Source organism: Candidatus Mycobacterium methanotrophicum (genome assembly GCF_023515995.1).
GTDB lineage: Bacteria > Actinomycetota > Actinomycetes > Mycobacteriales > Mycobacteriaceae > Mycobacterium > Mycobacterium methanotrophicum.
The window spans coordinates 4,394,750-4,410,331 of record NZ_CP097320.1; the positions used below are offsets into that span (position 1 = coordinate 4,394,750).

9 protein-coding genes and 3 pseudogenes are annotated in these 15,582 nt (G+C 65.3%); 6 read left to right on the forward strand and 6 right to left on the reverse strand.

From position 1 onward, the window contains the following. Positions 1–42: 42 nt before the first annotated feature. The 5 genes and pseudogenes from eccCa to M5I08_RS23055 form a co-directional block, all read right to left on the reverse strand. Positions 43–4,017 carry a type VII secretion protein EccCa gene (eccCa, locus tag M5I08_RS23035; RefSeq protein WP_219066027.1) on the reverse strand — a complete coding sequence of 1,325 codons (3,975 nt, stop codon included), beginning with the start codon at positions 4,015–4,017 and terminating at the stop codon, positions 43–45. Then, positions 4,014–5,591: a type VII secretion protein EccB gene (eccB, locus tag M5I08_RS23040; protein ID WP_219066029.1), complete on the reverse strand. Its 1,578-nt coding sequence runs from the start codon at positions 5,589–5,591 to the stop codon at positions 4,014–4,016. The genes eccCa and eccB overlap by 4 nt, the downstream gene beginning before the upstream one ends. Next, positions 5,588–7,429 carry a type VII secretion AAA-ATPase EccA gene (gene eccA, locus M5I08_RS23045; protein ID WP_219066031.1) on the reverse strand — a complete coding sequence of 614 codons (1,842 nt, stop codon included), beginning with the start codon at positions 7,427–7,429 and terminating at the stop codon, positions 5,588–5,590. The genes eccB and eccA overlap by 4 nt, the downstream gene beginning before the upstream one ends. A 246-nt stretch (positions 7,430–7,675) precedes the next feature. After that, positions 7,676–8,596 carry a class I SAM-dependent methyltransferase gene (locus M5I08_RS23050; RefSeq protein ID WP_219066033.1) on the reverse strand — a complete coding sequence of 307 codons (921 nt, stop codon included), beginning with the start codon at positions 8,594–8,596 and terminating at the stop codon, positions 7,676–7,678. A gap of 141 nt (positions 8,597–8,737) precedes the next feature. Beyond that, positions 8,738–9,385: pseudogene (locus M5I08_RS23055) on the reverse strand (oxygenase MpaB family protein); the annotation flags it as partial. Here M5I08_RS23055 and M5I08_RS23060 point away from each other — a divergent pair. Further along, positions 9,374–9,685, forward strand: a pseudogene (locus M5I08_RS23060) (TetR/AcrR family transcriptional regulator); the annotation flags it as partial. The pseudogenes M5I08_RS23055 and M5I08_RS23060 overlap by 12 nt on opposite strands. On the opposite strand, the pseudogene M5I08_RS23065 reads toward M5I08_RS23060, so the two are convergent. Beyond that, positions 9,618–9,890 (reverse strand): annotated as a pseudogene (locus M5I08_RS23065) (VOC family protein); the annotation flags it as partial. The pseudogenes M5I08_RS23060 and M5I08_RS23065 overlap by 68 nt on opposite strands. A 112-nt stretch (positions 9,891–10,002) precedes the next feature. On the opposite strand from M5I08_RS23065, the gene M5I08_RS23070 reads away from it, so the two are divergent. The 5 genes from M5I08_RS23070 to M5I08_RS23090 all read left to right on the forward strand — a co-directional run bounded on the left by M5I08_RS23070 (position 10,003) and on the right by M5I08_RS23090 (position 15,573). Further along, on the forward strand, positions 10,003–11,136 hold the full coding sequence (locus tag M5I08_RS23070) for an alpha/beta hydrolase (RefSeq protein ID WP_219066039.1): 1,134 nt from the start codon (positions 10,003–10,005) through the stop codon (positions 11,134–11,136). 112 nt (positions 11,137–11,248) lie between these two features. Continuing rightward, the gene (locus M5I08_RS23075; RefSeq protein ID WP_219066041.1) at positions 11,249–13,450 is read left to right on the forward strand and encodes an acyl-CoA dehydrogenase family protein; all 2,202 of its coding nucleotides are present in this window, start codon (positions 11,249–11,251) and stop codon (positions 13,448–13,450) included. A 248-nt stretch (positions 13,451–13,698) separates the two neighbouring features. Next, entirely contained in the window at positions 13,699–13,998 is a 300-nt protein-coding gene (locus tag M5I08_RS23080; RefSeq protein WP_249762982.1) for a hypothetical protein, read from the forward strand. Between the two features lie 745 nt (positions 13,999–14,743). Further along, positions 14,744–15,073, forward strand: coding sequence for a hypothetical protein (locus M5I08_RS23085; protein ID WP_219066045.1), 330 nt, complete (start codon positions 14,744–14,746; stop codon positions 15,071–15,073). Beyond that, a complete protein-coding gene (locus tag M5I08_RS23090; RefSeq protein WP_219066046.1) occupies positions 15,073–15,573 on the forward strand; it encodes a DinB family protein in 501 nt (166 codons plus the stop codon). Before M5I08_RS23085 ends, M5I08_RS23090 begins: the two co-directional genes overlap by 1 nt. The last annotated feature ends 9 nt before the right edge of the window (positions 15,574–15,582 follow it).

Here is a 15,582-nt window from a genome sequence, read left to right on the forward strand (position 1 = left end):
TGATACTCCTTCCTTTTAAACTTCCTTTTAACCTTCGAAACCTCAGCGACCATCGGCGGACACGCTTTCGTCGACGAGCGGATTGACCAACTGCACATACGTCGGGGTGTCGCTGTCGCCCAGCAGAATTGCCCGACCGGCGGGCAACCGGTCGAATCGCTGACCGCGGATCTTTCCGCCGTCCGCCGGATTGCCCGACAACATCAATGTGGTGGCTTGCAGGTCGTTGAACCGGCGCAGCAGCGAGCTGGTCATCAGCGCGTGCGCGGCACCTGTTGCCCGTGCAGTGACGATTACTCGCAGCCCTAGGTCGCTGGCCTGCGCCAGCAGCCCGATCAGTGGCGTCCACGGCCGCTGCCCGACGAACGGACCGGTCATCGCCGGAGCGTCGGGTATCTGATCGACGTCGTCGATGATCAGGTAATGGGTGTGGCCCTCGTATGACCAGCCGGTGAGCTGGCTCACCGAGAGGCCTGCCGGCGGTTGCCGCTTTTCGATGATCGCCGCCAAGCCGAGGACCGCCGGGGTCACCCGGTCGACGTTGGCGGTGTATTCGTTGTCGGGGAACAACGGCTCGTCGACGAGCTGCAGCCGGCGGTCCATCACGGTGAACGCGACCCGGTCCGGGGTGGAGTTGTCGCGGACGGTGCGGATGATGTGGCGCAACAGTGTGGTTTTGCCGGACTTGGTGTCGCCCAGCGCCATCAGCAGCGGATTATCGGCGAAATCGACTTCGACTGCGGCCAAGTCTTCTTCGCGCTGGCCGATGACAACCCGGTCGGCGCCCCGGTACAGCGCACCGACCGCGGACGGTGCCAGGTTGATCGGCAGCAACCGCACCGGCGGCGCCGTAATGCCGGGCTGGCGAGCGTTGATCGCGGCAACCTGGTCGAGTTCGGGTGCCGCGAACAGGAAGTGCTCGGCGCCCATGGTCAGACCGCGACCCGGTTGGTCGGCCGGCACTGCCTCGGCCGGACGGTGCAGTGCACCGACCATCCGGACGTTGCTGTCGCGCGCGTCATGCAACTTCAGCTCCAGCCGCAGCCCGAGGCCGTCTCGCATCGCCAGCGGCACCTCCAGCCAGCTGGGGGTGGTGACGACCACGTGGATGCCGTAAGCCAGTCCGACGTTCACCAGCTCGGTCACCTTCCTCAGCAGCGGGTTTCGGGTGTTGAACTGATCGGTGTTGTCGCGGCTGAAGGCGTACAGGTTGTCGATAACCAGGAATACTTGGCCTAATCCGTCATCCGGACCGTGCTTAGCCCGGAACACCTCCCGCTGCTGACGTGACCGCAGCAGCTGCTCGAGCTCACCGAAGGTGCGGCGAATGCGTTCCGGTTGCAGCGCTGAGGCGACGCTGCCGACATGCGCCAGCTCTTCGAGCGCCCGCAGCTGCCCGCCGCCGTAGTCCAGGCAGTAGAAGCTCACCTCGCTGGGCGAGTGCAGGCTTGCCGCTGACAAGATAAATGTCTGCAGCGCGGTGGATTTCCCCGACTTTGCCCCGCCGTGGATGACTAGGTTGCCGGCCGATGACCTCGCGTCGAACACCAGCGGATCGCGGCGCATCTCGAACGGCTTGTCGATTTCGCCCAGCGGCCAACGCCACTCGCCGCGCGGCAGTGCTGCGCGGGCCAGCACCGCGCTCAGCGGTATCGGGTCGTCGAGCGGCGGCAGCCACAGTTCCGGCGCACGCGGGCCGTACCGCGCAAGCTGGTCACCGATGGTGGCGATCAACTTGCGTGGCGGGCCGGCTGGTTCCTCGTGACCGTTGGTCGTGATCACCGTGGTCTGATCGGGCTCGACCCTGCCGGCGGTGAACAGCTTCGGGTCGGGAGCAGAATGCACCACAAGAGTTTTCGCGGCCTGCGGCGGATCGTAGATACCGTCGACATAGGTGCTGCGGAATTTGATCGGTGCGGCGCCCGGAGCTGGCACCAAAAAGCCGATACCTTTGTGCTCCTTGCCGGACTCGATGTGGTAGGCGTCCTCCACACCGATGACCTGCCGCGACACCGCGGGGCTGGCCACCTTCAAACCGATGCGGTAGGAGGTGTTCTTGTCGATGTCCTTGATCTTGCCGACATCCAACGTCTGTGACGCGAAAAGGATGTGGATGCGGAACGAGCGGCCTTTGCGCGCGACGTAGTCGAACAGCTCGGCGTATTCCGGGTGATCGGCGAGCATCAGCGTGAACTCGTCGGCGACCACGAACAGGGTGGGGATTGGCGCCAGATCAGATGCGCCGGCGGCGATCGCGTTTTCGTATTCGGTCACCGAGTTGAACGCGCTGCCCTGCACCCGGCGTCCGGCTTCACGCAGCATCATTTCCCGACGCGCGACCTCGCCGCGCAGCGTGTCGGCAAACCTGTCGGCCAACGACTTCTTCTCGGCCATATTCGAAATCACCGCGACGACTTGCGGGAAGTTGCGGAAGATGTCGGCGCCGGCCTCACCCTTGAAGTCGGCATAGATCACGATCAGCCGATCAGCGGGGTGAGTTGCCAACAGCGACAACAAGATCGACATCAGGGTTTGCGACTTGCCCGCCCCGGTCATGCCGATCATCAAGCCATGCGGGCCCATCCCGCCCTCGGCTTCGTCTTTGAGATCGAAGATCAGCGGCTCGCCGGTCGCGGTGACACCGATCGGGACACGCAGCTCATCGTCGCGGCTTCGTGGCGCCCACATGGTGGGCACATCCAACCGCGACGCATCCGGAATTCCCAACAGCGTGGTGAAAGTGGCGCCGCGAGTGGCGGACGATTGCAGTCCGCTGTGCATCGGGTTGGAGTCCCATCGGGAGAGTCGGCGCGCGAGGTGCCCGGCGTCGTCGGCGTCCAGCTGGTCGACGTTGTCGATGTAGCGCTGCCAGCCGCCGGTCTGCCAGCGGTCGATGGCGCCGGCTCGGCTGCCCCCGCCGGCCCCCCCGACGATCCGCAGGATCGGCCGTTCCGGATCCGAATATTGTTCGCGATGTGGGGTTTGCGCCGATCGGTGCACGACGGTGACACCGGCCCGGGCCGCCGCCAGGGGCGAGGTGGCCAGGTCGTAGTCGGGATCGTCGACGACGATCAGTAAGTGCCGCAACGCGTCGGCCGACCCGTCGGCGAATCGCGGGCGGTCGGTCAGCGTCCGGCCGAGCAGCGCCGCCAGCTCGTCGGGTTTGGCGGACAGGTAGCGGGCCGGGCCGACGCCGTCGACCTCGCCGGGAATATCGACGTGCGGCAGCCACTTCAGCCATGACCAGTCCGGCGTCTCGAGACTCGAAGCGGCCACCGCGACACCGAGCACCGTCGGGTCATGCCACGTCACCGCCTGGGCGATCCAGGCCCGCGTCGCCGCGCGCACCTCGTCGGCATCGCCGAGAAGAGTGATCCGCGAGACCTTGGTCAGGTCGATACCGGTCGGGATGTCGCGGACAGTGCGCTGAGTGTCCAGCAAGCTACGTAATGCACTGTGCGACACCGGTTCCAGATCAACTTCGTCGGCAATGTCATTGACCCGCAATGCGGTGTCAAGCGCCGCCGAGTGCAGGCCGGCCCGCACCACGAGAAAGTCGGCGTCGCAAGGGTCGCGTTCCCACTGGCGTCGCGAGCCGGGTATCGCGGCCAGAGCCGCGGGCTCAGGGTGCGACCATTCGGCCGCGGCACGTTGATCGGCGGCCTGGGCCCGGACGTTGTCCCGCACCACCGACAGGTAGCGCAAGTAGTCAGCCCGTTCGGCGTCGACTTCCTCGGTGCGGTTTTTGTTGTCGGTGCCGCGGTATAGGGCGGTGGCAGCCAGCAGCAGTACGAATGGAAAGAACAGCGTCTGCGGGGAGATGAGCCGGATACCGGTGGCGACCATTGCGACGATCATGCCGACGATCAACAGCACGATCACGACCGGCAGCGCCCGTCGCAACATCGATGGCGGAATCACCCGGGGTAGTTCAGGAGGCGCTTCGATGCTGATGGCGCCCCTACGGGACCCCGGTGCTGGCAGCCGTCGGCGGGCCTCAAAGATCAGTCGGCTCATCGATTTTCCCCCTGTGCCGCGCTATGCCCCGGACGGGTGTCTGGCGCCAGGCCGTCGTGGGCGAGCAGCGCGTCGGCGCGTGACAGCGTCGGGCCGGGTGCGAACAACGACAGCATCGACCACGGAATCGGCGTCGGCGGCGGGTTCAGGCCAAGGACCTCAGCGGTTTTGGCAGGCACAGTAGTGCCACCCTCATTATCGATCCCGTAGCGGACGCCGGTGTCGGAAATCCAGGACAGCGACCCGGCAACCGGCGAACCCGAATTTTGGCCGACGGCGGCAGTGAAATACCCGCTCCCAGGCGCGAGCGCGACTCGGCTTGCGGTGCCGCCGGTTCCGGCGCTGACGAGATCTTCGGTGTGCACCGCGTCCGGTACCGGAAGTGCCGAACCGGCAAGCAGCGTCAGCGAATTCACGGTGGCGCCGGCCGGCTTGCTCCAGTGCACGCACGTGACCGGGTCACGGGGGGCGTCGACCAGGCTGATGCGCTGGTCGGGGTAACGGCTGGTGTCGAGCATCCGCGACACCGGCAGCTTGGCAACCTGATCGGCGGCCAGCCGCGGCGGCTGCTCCAGACCATAGGAATTGGAGTTGCGCAGTATCGCGGCAAGCACCGGCGAGATCGGTTGCAGGCCATCGGGCAACACCGCGTAGTAGAGCACGGCGTTCCCTGACGTGGCCTCTAATGCATGCGCTTGCACCACCGCGCCGACCGGTGCGGATACCGGTAGGCCGAACCGCGGTGGGCTTCCGGCCTCCGGGATGGCCGGCGCAGAAAGCGGCGGCGCTTCGGGAATCGCGTTGAACAGCCCGGCGGCAATCGGCCGCGGCGCAGGTATGTCGCTACCCAGGCCAAGGGCGCCGGTGACGGCGCGGTCGGCCAGGTCGATCCGGCTGCGCCGGCCGTCCCACAGCAGCCAGGTGCCGGTGGGATTGCCCGCCAGCACCGCGCGCCCCGGGGTCAGCGCCGCGGCCCGGGCGCCAGTACTGTCCGGTGCTCCGGCAATCACCGTTACCCCGGTCACCGGGCCGGAAACGGCATCGCACACCGTCCAGTCGGCAGCTTTGGAAGTGTTTTGCACCATCCGCTCGGGCGCACCAGGGATCCCGACCAAGTTTCCACGCGCAAACTTGTCCAGCTCACTGCTTTTCACGGTGGTGGGGTTCACCGGCCGACCGACGATCAGCCGAGCCGACGTGAGGTTCAGCACCGGGTGCAGTTGATCGCCGACCCGCACATACAGCGCTGCGGTGGACCGGTCGGCCAGCACCGGACTGTTGGCGGCATTCCCGTTCGGGCGAATCAGCGAGAAGACAAAGCAGCCCACCAGCGCGGTGATCACCAGCAGTACGCCCATCAGCACCGCGCGGGTCTGGGTGCGCAACGGATCGACCAGCATCCGGGTGTCGTGCAGGGCGACGCCAGAAGCGGTGCGGCGCATCACAAACCGCCAGCCGGTCACCTGATGACGGGTGACAAAGCCGCGGCGGTAGACCACCTTGTCGGGATTGTCGTTGACCGGGGTACGCGACGCGAAAGAGCGCCGCTCGTCGTCAGCGCGGCCGCCGGTCATGCCGGCATCTCCAGGCGGAGGCCTTCCAGCAGTTGCGGCACCGTGTTGGCGACGTCTGCGGCGGTGATCGTCACCAGTTCCTCGTCGGTGAATTCACCGGTCCGAGCATGTTCGCTGTGATCCAATCGGAATTCGCGTTCCTCTTCAGACTTTTCGACGACGTTGCGGACGAACCGGCCATTGCCCGCGATATCAAGGCCACGCCGTTCTACGGCCGCCGTATCGGGTTTCGTGATGTTGGCCAGGTGAGCGAAGAGGGCTTCCAGATCGTCGAGTGCGGACTGTTCGAATGTGCTGTCGCGCCGCTTCGCCATGAAATTCGCGATTTCGATAAGCTCGGCCGGTCGGTACGACGGGAAGTCGATGGTGCGGGTGAACCGCGACCGCAGACCTTGGTTGGTGTCCAGGAACCGGTCCAGCTCGGCGCGGTAGCCGGCGATGATGACCACCAGCCGATCGCGGTCGTTTTCCATCCGGGCCAGCAAGGTGTCGATGGCCACCAGACCGAAGTCGTTTTTGGCGCCGGTGGCAACCAGCGCGTAGGCCTCGTCGAGAAACAGCACGCCGTCCAATGCGCTGTCGATGATCGCGTTGGTCTTGGCCTCGGTTTCCCCGATGTGCTGGCCGATCAGATCGGCGCGGTGCACCTCTTTGATGTTCTCCTTCTTCAGAAGGCCCAGCCCGCAGTAGATTTTGGCGACCACACGGGCGATGGTGGTCTTGCCCGTTCCGGGCGGCCCAGTGAAGACAAGGTGGTGGGTGCGCCGCGCCACCTCTAGTCCGTGCTCCTTGCGCACCAATTCCATTGCAACTGCGCTCTTTAGCCGCGCTACTTGGTCTTTGACCTTGTCCAGGCCGATGAACTCATCGAGCTCCCGCTCGGCCTCGGCCAGCAGGACGATCTTGCGCTCGTGGGCTCCCGGATCGACGAAGTCCCCGGGACTGGGCTCGGTGGCCGGATCCCACGGGTCGATGCGCGCGTCGATGCGATCCGCGGTGGTGGGCACGATCCCGAAGCTGGAATCCGTCAGCGCCTCTGCGACTTGGGCGTTCTCCGGATTGGCGGCGTAGAGGTCTTGCAGCACCTCTCGGGCGGTGTCCTCGTCGCCGTCGGCGCGCAGCGCCAGCGCCTTGGCCAGCGCGCCGTCCACTGCCGCGACACCGACCGGACCGTCGGGCTCCTCGAGATACGACAATGCCGCAGCAAACATGCCCAGCCGAGCCAGCGAAATCCCGAGCGCAATCTTGACCGCGTGACCGAAGTGCGCGTCGAGATCGGGGTCGGTGACGATCGGTGAGAGCAGCTTGACCACATCCGCCCAGCGCTCGGCGCGGTAGTGGATGGTCGCGGTGACCCAGCGGGCCTCCCGGGAACTCGGCCGGCGCCGGGTGACGTCGACGACGAGTTTGTGCGCGTCGGCGAATTGGCCCTCGACTGCCAGCCCCGCGGCGTAGGCGAGGTGAAAATCGTCCGGCTCGCTTGCGCCGAACCGCAGATACAACCCGGTGTCGTAGTGAAAACCCAGGGCGCCCGGCGCGAGTTCCACCTGGCGCTGTAACAACCCCGCAGTCGCCGCGTTCTGCGAAATCGCTTTCAACACACGGGTAGACGCGTCGCCCGCCGCGGCCAGCCCCACCCAGGCGTCGCATTGGTCATGGGCGATGCGGGTGAGCGCGGCGAACCCGGATCGGGCGGCAGTCAGGTCCGCTGGACGCCTGCGGTCATAAACGGTCAGCCCAAGCGCCCGACAGCACGTCGCGAACCGGCTCGCGACGTCGTCATCTATCCGCGCCGTCGTTGGCCGTGTTGCGATGATGCCGGTGTCAGCGGTTTCCACGCCTCCGCCTCTCCCCTGATGGACATAGTGTTGCCTAAGCTAACCCGCGATGAAGTTAGCATTGCATAAGCTAAGTGTCCAGACGCGGGTAGTGGGCTGGCCCTGGAGTCCATCCGCTCGGCCCGGAACCCAGGGCGCAGCTCAGTCCACCTAACACGTCGTCGTCGGCGCTTGAGAGACGTCAGGGTGCGCGACGGGGTTGCAGCAGCGCGGATTAATGAAAATGGTTATCATCATGAGCGGATTCTACGCCACGCGCCGTTCACTTTTGACGGCCCTGACCAAGGTGTTGCGCGCCACCATCGACTGGGCCTCGGAGTCGGGACCCGGAACCGGCCGACCGACCTCCCGCAGGTACTCGGCCAACGGCGTCGCCACCGCCGACCAGCCGTGCTCGTTGAACCACTGGTCGGCCGGTGCATGTTGCTCGTTGTAGACCAACTGAAAGAACAGCCGATCGTCGCCCTTGGCGCGAGCCGCGCGTTCTTCTTCGACGGCGGCCGCATACTCGTCGTGCGGCATCGGGGCGCTATCCTCCACGGCGACGTGACTGGCGGGGGCAGCCAGGCCATCGATTCCGGTGAATAACTGCCGTTCGGCGGCGGCGGGGAGGTAGATCAGCAGCCCCTCGGCAATCCAGGCCGACAGCTTGCCGGCATCAAATCCACTGTCCCGCAACGCTTGCGGCCAATCCTCACGCAGGTCGATGGCAACCTCGCGGCGCTCGGCGTTGGGTTCTGCGCCCTGCCCGGCGAGCACCTCACGCTTGAAATCGAGAACCTGCGGACGGTCCAATTCGAAGATCGTCGTCTCGTCGGGCCACGCCAGCCGGTATGCGCGGGAGTCCAAACCCGCCGCCAGAATCACCACCTGCCTGACGCCGGCATCGGCGGCCTGCGTGAAGTAGTTGTCGAAATACCTGGTGCGGGCACCTTGGAAGTTGACGAAGTGCGCGCCCCAATCCGGCGTTTTCAGCTGATGGTCGGGGTATTTGCCATCCAGCACGTCGGCCGCATTGCCGCCCACCGCACGGCAGAAGACCTCGGCAAACGGGTCGGTGGCCAGCGGGTCGGGTTTTTGCGCCTCTAATGCTCGAGCGGTGGCCACGAATAACGCGGTCGAACCGACACTTGTCGTGATGTCCCAGGTGTCGTCTTCAGTACGCATAGCAACCGACCTTACGACCGCCGACCAGCACAATCGTCACCTGGCTACAAACCGGTCGAGGCACGACGGCATTCAATACGGCGTTGTGCCGTAGAGCAGCAAGACCCCGTCCCGGTAAGGGGTATTGGCGCGACTGCCCGGCTACACCAACGGGTGGCCGGCCTTGATCCGGCGGTCCAGATTCCACAGCAGCACGTTGAACGGGAAGCGCCGGAGCAACCGTGGCATCATGTTGTTCACCGTCCGCAGCACGGCAATCAGACGGTCGAAGCGCCGCTGATTGGCGGCGTCCCACGCCAAGTGCATCTCGTCGCGGAACCGTTGCGGCAGAAAGCCGGTGGTGATCAGCAGGGCGAGTTTCTCCGGCTGCCTGCGCATGGTCGTCGGCAAGGGCACACCCCGTATCCGGCCCACGGCAATCGGATACCGGTACTCGCGGACCGTGTCGTCGACATGCACCTTGTCCAATTGCTGCTGCCAGTAGCGGTCGAACGCGGCGCGATCCCGCGGCCACATCTGCGCCGGCACCTGCAGCGTGGTGCCCAGCACCACGGCTTCGCGGTAGTGGCGCTCGGCATCGTCGTCGTCCATCTCACCAATGAACGTGCGATAGAAGTCGACGGCGCCCTTGTGGAGACAAACCGCCGCCCACAGCTGCAGGTCCGGGTCAAACGCGTTGTACTCGACCGGGTTCTCGGGTGTCGAGTGGGCCTCGGCGTGCGCGCGGTTGACGGCCCGGCGAAATGCCGCCTTCTGGCCGTCTGTGCCGGCCATGGCCAGCGTGTCGAATCCAGCGCGTTGTTCGCGACGCTTTCTGGCCGTCACGTCGAGAACGCGCTACGGGTACCGGAGAACGACCGGATCAAGGCCGCAGCGCACTTCGTGGTCGGTGCAGCGGCCCAGACGATCGGCGCGTGGTTGGCCGGTGACGTACGGCTGGACCCCGATCAGCTGATCGACCAGCTCGCGTCACTCCTGGACGAGCTCGCCGACCCGACCTTGTATCGGGACTGGCGGTCAGTTAGTGGGCAGCCGGAATGCGCCGATCGGCCGCCGTCCTGGGCACGGCCGGCGTATCAGCCGTCGTGAATTCCTTTGTCCAGCAGGAAAACTCCAGTGTGATTCCGTCGGGATCCTGGAAGTAAAATGACCGCACATACACGCCGGGATGCACCGCTGCCGAGACCTGTATCTCGCTTTCGTCATGGTTGAGCACCGGACCGACCCGTACTCCCTTGGCCTTGAGGCGCTGGCGATAATCGTCGAACTTCTCTGCCGGAACGTGAAATGCCAATGCGCATCCCTGGTTTCGTGGCGGAGATCTGAATCTGAACCTAACATCAGATCCGGTTCTCAAGAAGAGGGGACGTACTCGTGTCCATCGAGTGCATCGCGGGGCGCCCAAGGTGAATCGCACCAGCGGCACGCCCGGGGTCATCCGCGAATTCGTCGGATTGCCGTCGCCGACCGCCCGGCGAGCCGGCGCCGGCGGCCACCCGTGTCGGGGGCTGTATCGCCGGGGCGTCGGACGCAAACCGAAGGTCGCGATGATCGCCGCTCACTTCCAGATCGACTTCTCTGAGCACTATCTCGCCGATTACATGGCTACCCGCGGCATCGGATTCTTGGGCTGGAATACCAGGTTCCGCGGTTTTGAGACCAGCTTTCTGCTCGACCATGCGCTGGTTGACATCGGCGTGGGTGTTCGCTGGCTACGCGAAACGCAGGCAGTGGAAACTATTGTGCTGCTGGGTAATTCCGGAGGCGGATCGTTGATGGCCGCTTATCGGGCTCAGGCGCTCGAGCCAGGCCTGACTCCGCTTGCGGGGATGCGGCCCGCCGCCGGGCTGGCCGACCTGCTGCCCGCAGACGGCTATGTGGCCAGCGCCGCCCATCCCGGCCGCCCTGACGTGCTGACCGCTTGGATGGACGCCGCCGTCGTCGACGAGAACGACCCGGTTGCCACCGATCCCGAGCTCGACTTGTTCAATGCACGCAACAGCCCGCCGTACTCGTCGGAGTTCCTGACCCGTTACCGGTCAGCGCAGGTGGCGCGCAACAATGCGATCACCGACTGGGTCGAGAATGAGCTGAAACGCATTCGGGCCGCCGGATTTTCGGATCGCCCCTTCACCGTGATGCGGACTTGGGCCGATCCCCGGATGGTCGACCCGACTCTCGAGCCGACCAAACGCGAGCCGAATACGTGTTACGCCGGCGTCCCGGCCAAAGCCAACCGTTCCGCGCACGGGATCGCGGCCGCCTGCACGCTACGCAACTGGCTGACCATGTGGAGTCTGCGGACTTCCCAGATCAGGGCCGAGCCGCATCTGGCGCGGATCAGCTGCCCTGCCCTGGTGATCAACGCCGAGGCAGACACCGGTGTGTTCCCAACGGATGCGCAACGCATCTACGACGCGCTGGCCAGCAGCGACAAAACGCTGTGCGCCATCAACACCGAGCACTACTTCACCACGCCGGGGGCGCGCAGCGAGCAGGCCGACATCATCGCCAAATGGATTGCCAAGCGGTGGCGCTAAGTGCCGTCGCCCATTTCGTTCGCTGAGCTCCTCCCGCTTGCAGCACTTAGCCGGTGTGGTCAACCAACCGACCGGTTATTAGATTGGGGGAAGGTCCAACGGAAGGCGACCAATGCCGATCGCGATAACCCCTGAGCATCAAGCCCTGGCCGATTCGGTGCGATCCCTGGCGGCGCGAGTCGCGCCGTCGGAAGTGCTGCATGCCGCACTGGAAACACCGATCGACAATCCACCGCCGTACTGGCAAGCCGCCGCCGAACAAGGCTTGCAGGGCGTGCATCTGGCCGAATCGGTTGGCGGCCAGGGTTTCGGCATCCTCGAGCTGGCCGTGGTGCTCGCCGAGTTCGGCTACGGGGCGGTACCCGGCCCGTTCGTGCCGTCGGCGATCGCCAGTGCGCTGATCTCAGCGCACGACCCGGGCGCCAAGGTGCTCTCCGACCTCGCGTCGGGCGCGGGCATCGCCACCTACGCGAAGGATTGTTGCGCGCTGACGGCCACCCGCCAGGGCGCCGTGCTGGTGATCCGCGGTGAGGTCAGGGCGGTGCCCGCGGCCGCCGAGGCGTCGGTGCTGGTTTTGCCCGTGGCGATCGACAGCGGCGAAGAGTGGGTGATGCTTAGCGCCGGGCAACTCGAAATCGAGCCAGCCACAAGCGTCGACCCGCTGCGGCCGATCGGACATGTGCGCGCCAACGCCGTCGAGGTTACCGACGATGCGGTGCTGAGGAACCTCAGCGTCGCCGCCGCGCATAGCCTGATTGCCACGCTGCTGTCGGCCGAGGCCGTCGGCGTCGCGCGGTGGGCCACCGACACCGCGGCGGGCTACGCGAAGATTCGAGAGCAGTTCGGCCGTCCGATCGGTCAGTTCCAGGCCGTCAAGCACAAGTGCGCCGAGATGATCGCCGACACCGAGCGGGCCACCGCAGCCGTGTGGGATGCGGCCCGTGCCCTCGACGAGGCCCGCCAGAATGATTGGGACATCGAAGGTTCAGCGGTCGAGTTCGCCGCGGCGGTCGCCGCCACGTTGGCGCCGGCGGCCGCTCAGCGTTGCACCCAGGATTGCATCCAGATCCACGGCGGTATCGGCTACACCTGGGAACACGACACGAACGTCTACTACCGTCGCGCGCTGATGCTGGCCGCCTGCTTTGGCCGCAAGTCCGAGTATCCGCAGAGGGTGGTCGACACCGCGACCGGCACGGGGATGCGTGACCTCGACATCGACCTGGACCCCGACACCGAGAAACTGCGGGCGGACATTCGCGCCGAGGTGGCCGCACTCAAGGAGATGCCCCGCAACGACCGCACCACCGCCATCGCCGAGGGCGGCTGGGTACTCCCGTATCTGCCCAAGCCTTGGGGGCGGGCAGCCGATCCGATTGAGCAGATCATCATCGCCCAGGAGTTCACCGCCGGGCGGGTGAGACGCCCGCCGATCGGCATCGCGGCGTGGATCGTGCCGTCAATCGTGGCCTTCGGCACCGAGGCGCAGAAGCAACGTTTCCTGCCCCCGACATTCCGCGGCGAGATGATCTGGTGCCAGCTGTTCTCCGAGCCGGGCGCCGGATCCGACCTGGCCGGGCTGGGCACCAAGGCGACCAAGATCGACGGCGGCTGGCGGATCAGCGGACAAAAGATCTGGACCACCGCGGCGCAATTCTCGCAGTGGGGGGCGTTGCTGGCGCGAACGAACCTCAGCGCTCCAAAACATCAAGGCATCACCTACTTCCTGCTGGACATGAACAGCGAAGGCATAGAAGTGAAGCCACTGCGTGAGCTCACCGGCGGCGCGATGTTCAACACCGTGTTCATCGACGACGTGTTCGTACCCGACGCCCTGGTGCTCGGCGAGGTCAACCGGGGCTGGGAAGTCAGCCGCAACACTCTGACCGCCGAACGGGTTTCGATCGGCAGCAGCGAGGCGCCGTTTTTGGCCAACCTCGACCAGTTCGTCGAGTTCATTCGCGACGGCGAGTTCGACCAGATCGCCCAGAACCGCGCCGGACAGTTGATCGCTGAGGGCCACGCGGCGAAACTGCTCAACATGCGTTCGACGTTGTTGACGGTGGCCGGTGGCGACGCGATGCCGTCGGCCGCGATCTCCAAGCTGCTGTCGATGCGCACCGGCCAGGGGTATGCGGAGTTCGGGGTTGCCTCGTTCGGCGCCGACGCCGCGATCGGCGACCCTGACACGCCGCCGGGCAAGTGGGATGAGTACCTACTGGCGAGCCGCGCCACCACGATCTACGGCGGCACCTCGGAGGTACAGCTCAACATCATCGCCGAGCGGCTGCTGGGGCTGCCACGCGACCCGTAGGCCGGCACGAAAGAATCCACGCCGACCTGACGGTGTAGTCAGATCGGCGTGGATGGCTTGGAGGCCGGCTAGCCCCGCCTATCGATCGGCGAGGCTAGCCGGTACTCCCCCCTCGCTATGTGGACTCAGCGCCACAGGCCAGGCGGCGGGGGCACCGGCGGACCCGGGGGGAACGGCGGGCGTACACGCCCGAAGGTGTCGCCACGCCCGAACGTGTCGCCACGCCCGAACGTGTCGCCACGCCCGAAGTGATCGTTACGCCCGAAGTGGTCGTTACGGCCGAAGCGGTCACCGCGCCCGAAGTGGTCGTTACGCCCGAAGCGGTCACCGCGCCCGAAGCTGTCGTGACGGCCGAAGCGGTCGCCGCGCCCGAAGCTGTCGTGACGGCCGAAGCGGTCGCCGCGCCCGAAGTGATCGTGACGGCCGAAGCGGTCGCCGCGCCCGAAGCTGTCGTGACGGCCGAAGCGGTCGCCGCGCCCGAAGTGATCGTGACGACCAAAGCGGTCGTGGTGACCCACCAGGTGGTGACCCAACGGGACGTGGTGTAACGGCGCTGCATCTGCCGCGGGAGCGGCGCCGACCAGCATGGCGCCGGCGACCGCGGTTGCGCCGACTGCACCAACTACCAGGCGGCGGGCCGAAGACAGTGAGATCGACATTTTGTAGCTCCTTTGCCATGTGAGGGACCGACGCAAAAAACGTTAAACGCCATTCCTTAGCAAACACTAAAAATAGCTATTAATATCCCTGAGAATATTGGCGTCGGGTTGGCGTAGCTATTGCATCAATCGCGTCTGTAATTACTGACTACGAAATAGGTAATAAATACTGGTTCAATGACTCCATGAGAGCCGCCAATACTGGTTTCAGTACTTCATGGTTCACTATATCTCCAGTTCACATGGCATATACTGGTTTACTGAAGTCCGTATTACTGTAGGTCTGCACCTACGGACCTACTATTGTCAGTAGCCCAGTATTGTTTCATTACATGCTGATATCCGTAAAGTGTATAGCGAACTCCTGAAATCACACAGTATGAATGTCCTATTCGAGGCGGTATCCATCTCCAGCAAGTCCTGACAATCGATTCTGTTCCAATTTCGAACTGTCCTCGCGCCTCCGCGCGCCCAAGCAGCGCAGACGAACCGGCCTGCCGGTCGTCAAGTGTGCAGCCGAAGCGCTTCGGCTTTCCCGCAACAGCGGTGGCGCCGAGCGCAGCGGCGCGTTGACTGATGTACCCGTATCCTGATGTACTGAAGTCCGCCCTCAGGGAAGGTGTGATCGAACCGTATGGACTCCAAACCCCCGCCGTTCCGCAACAGCCCCGCACGTGCCGACGCGGCGGCACCCACCGAACGCATCACCAACATCCGACAGAAACTCGATCAACCGTCTCGCGAGAAGCTCGAACAGCCATCACGCGGCCAACGAACGCGACGAACGGTCGACCTGACCCCCGCCATGCACCGGGCCCTCGACGTGTGGCAGCGAGACGCCGCGGACCGCCTCGGATACGCCCGCGTCACCGGACAAGAGGTCCTCTGCGCACTCATCGAGCAATTGTTGGCTGACCCAAAGCTTTCCACCGAAGTGATCCGGCGCATCCGCGACCGGCGCTGATGCACCAACCCCGCCGACGCGCCCACGCAGTCGACGACGAGCGCACCACGCTGGAGGCATTCCTCGACGACTATCGCGACATCGCGGCGCGCAAGGTATCCGGATTGTCCGATACCGATGCCCGCCGCCGCCTCGTCGCGTCGCCGACGGCCGTGGGCGGGCTGATCAAGCACCTGCGTTGGGCCGAATACGGGTGGTTCGACCAGCTCTTGCAGCAACGAAGCGACGACAACCGTCGCGCGCACCAACGCTCCTGGGAGTTCGAGTTCCTCCCCGACGAAACTCTGCCGACGCTGATCGCCGAATACCAAGCCCAATGCGAGCAGTCGCGGCGCACCGCCGCGCGGTATCCGCTCGATCACGTGGTGCCGCACCGTCACCTCGAGGCAGTGTCCCTGCGCTGGATCTACGTGCACATGATCGAGGAGACCGCCCGACACACCGGACACCTCGACATCTTGCGCGAACAACTCGACGGCGCAACCGGATTCGACGGCTGAGCTAGTCGC

Coding starts and splice junctions, on each gene's coding strand:
- eccCa (WP_219066027.1), bottom strand. CDS start 4,017: ATGAGCCGACTGATCTTTGAGGCCCGCCGACGGCTGCCAGCACCGGGG.
- eccB (WP_219066029.1), bottom strand. CDS start 5,591: ATGACCGGCGGCCGCGCTGACGACGAGCGGCGCTCTTTCGCGTCGCGT.
- M5I08_RS23075 (WP_219066041.1), top strand. CDS start 11,249: ATGCCGATCGCGATAACCCCTGAGCATCAAGCCCTGGCCGATTCGGTG.
- M5I08_RS23050 (WP_219066033.1), bottom strand. CDS start 8,596: ATGCGTACTGAAGACGACACCTGGGACATCACGACAAGTGTCGGTTCG.
- M5I08_RS23085 (WP_219066045.1), top strand. CDS start 14,744: ATGGACTCCAAACCCCCGCCGTTCCGCAACAGCCCCGCACGTGCCGAC.
- M5I08_RS23090 (WP_219066046.1), top strand. CDS start 15,073: ATGCACCAACCCCGCCGACGCGCCCACGCAGTCGACGACGAGCGCACC.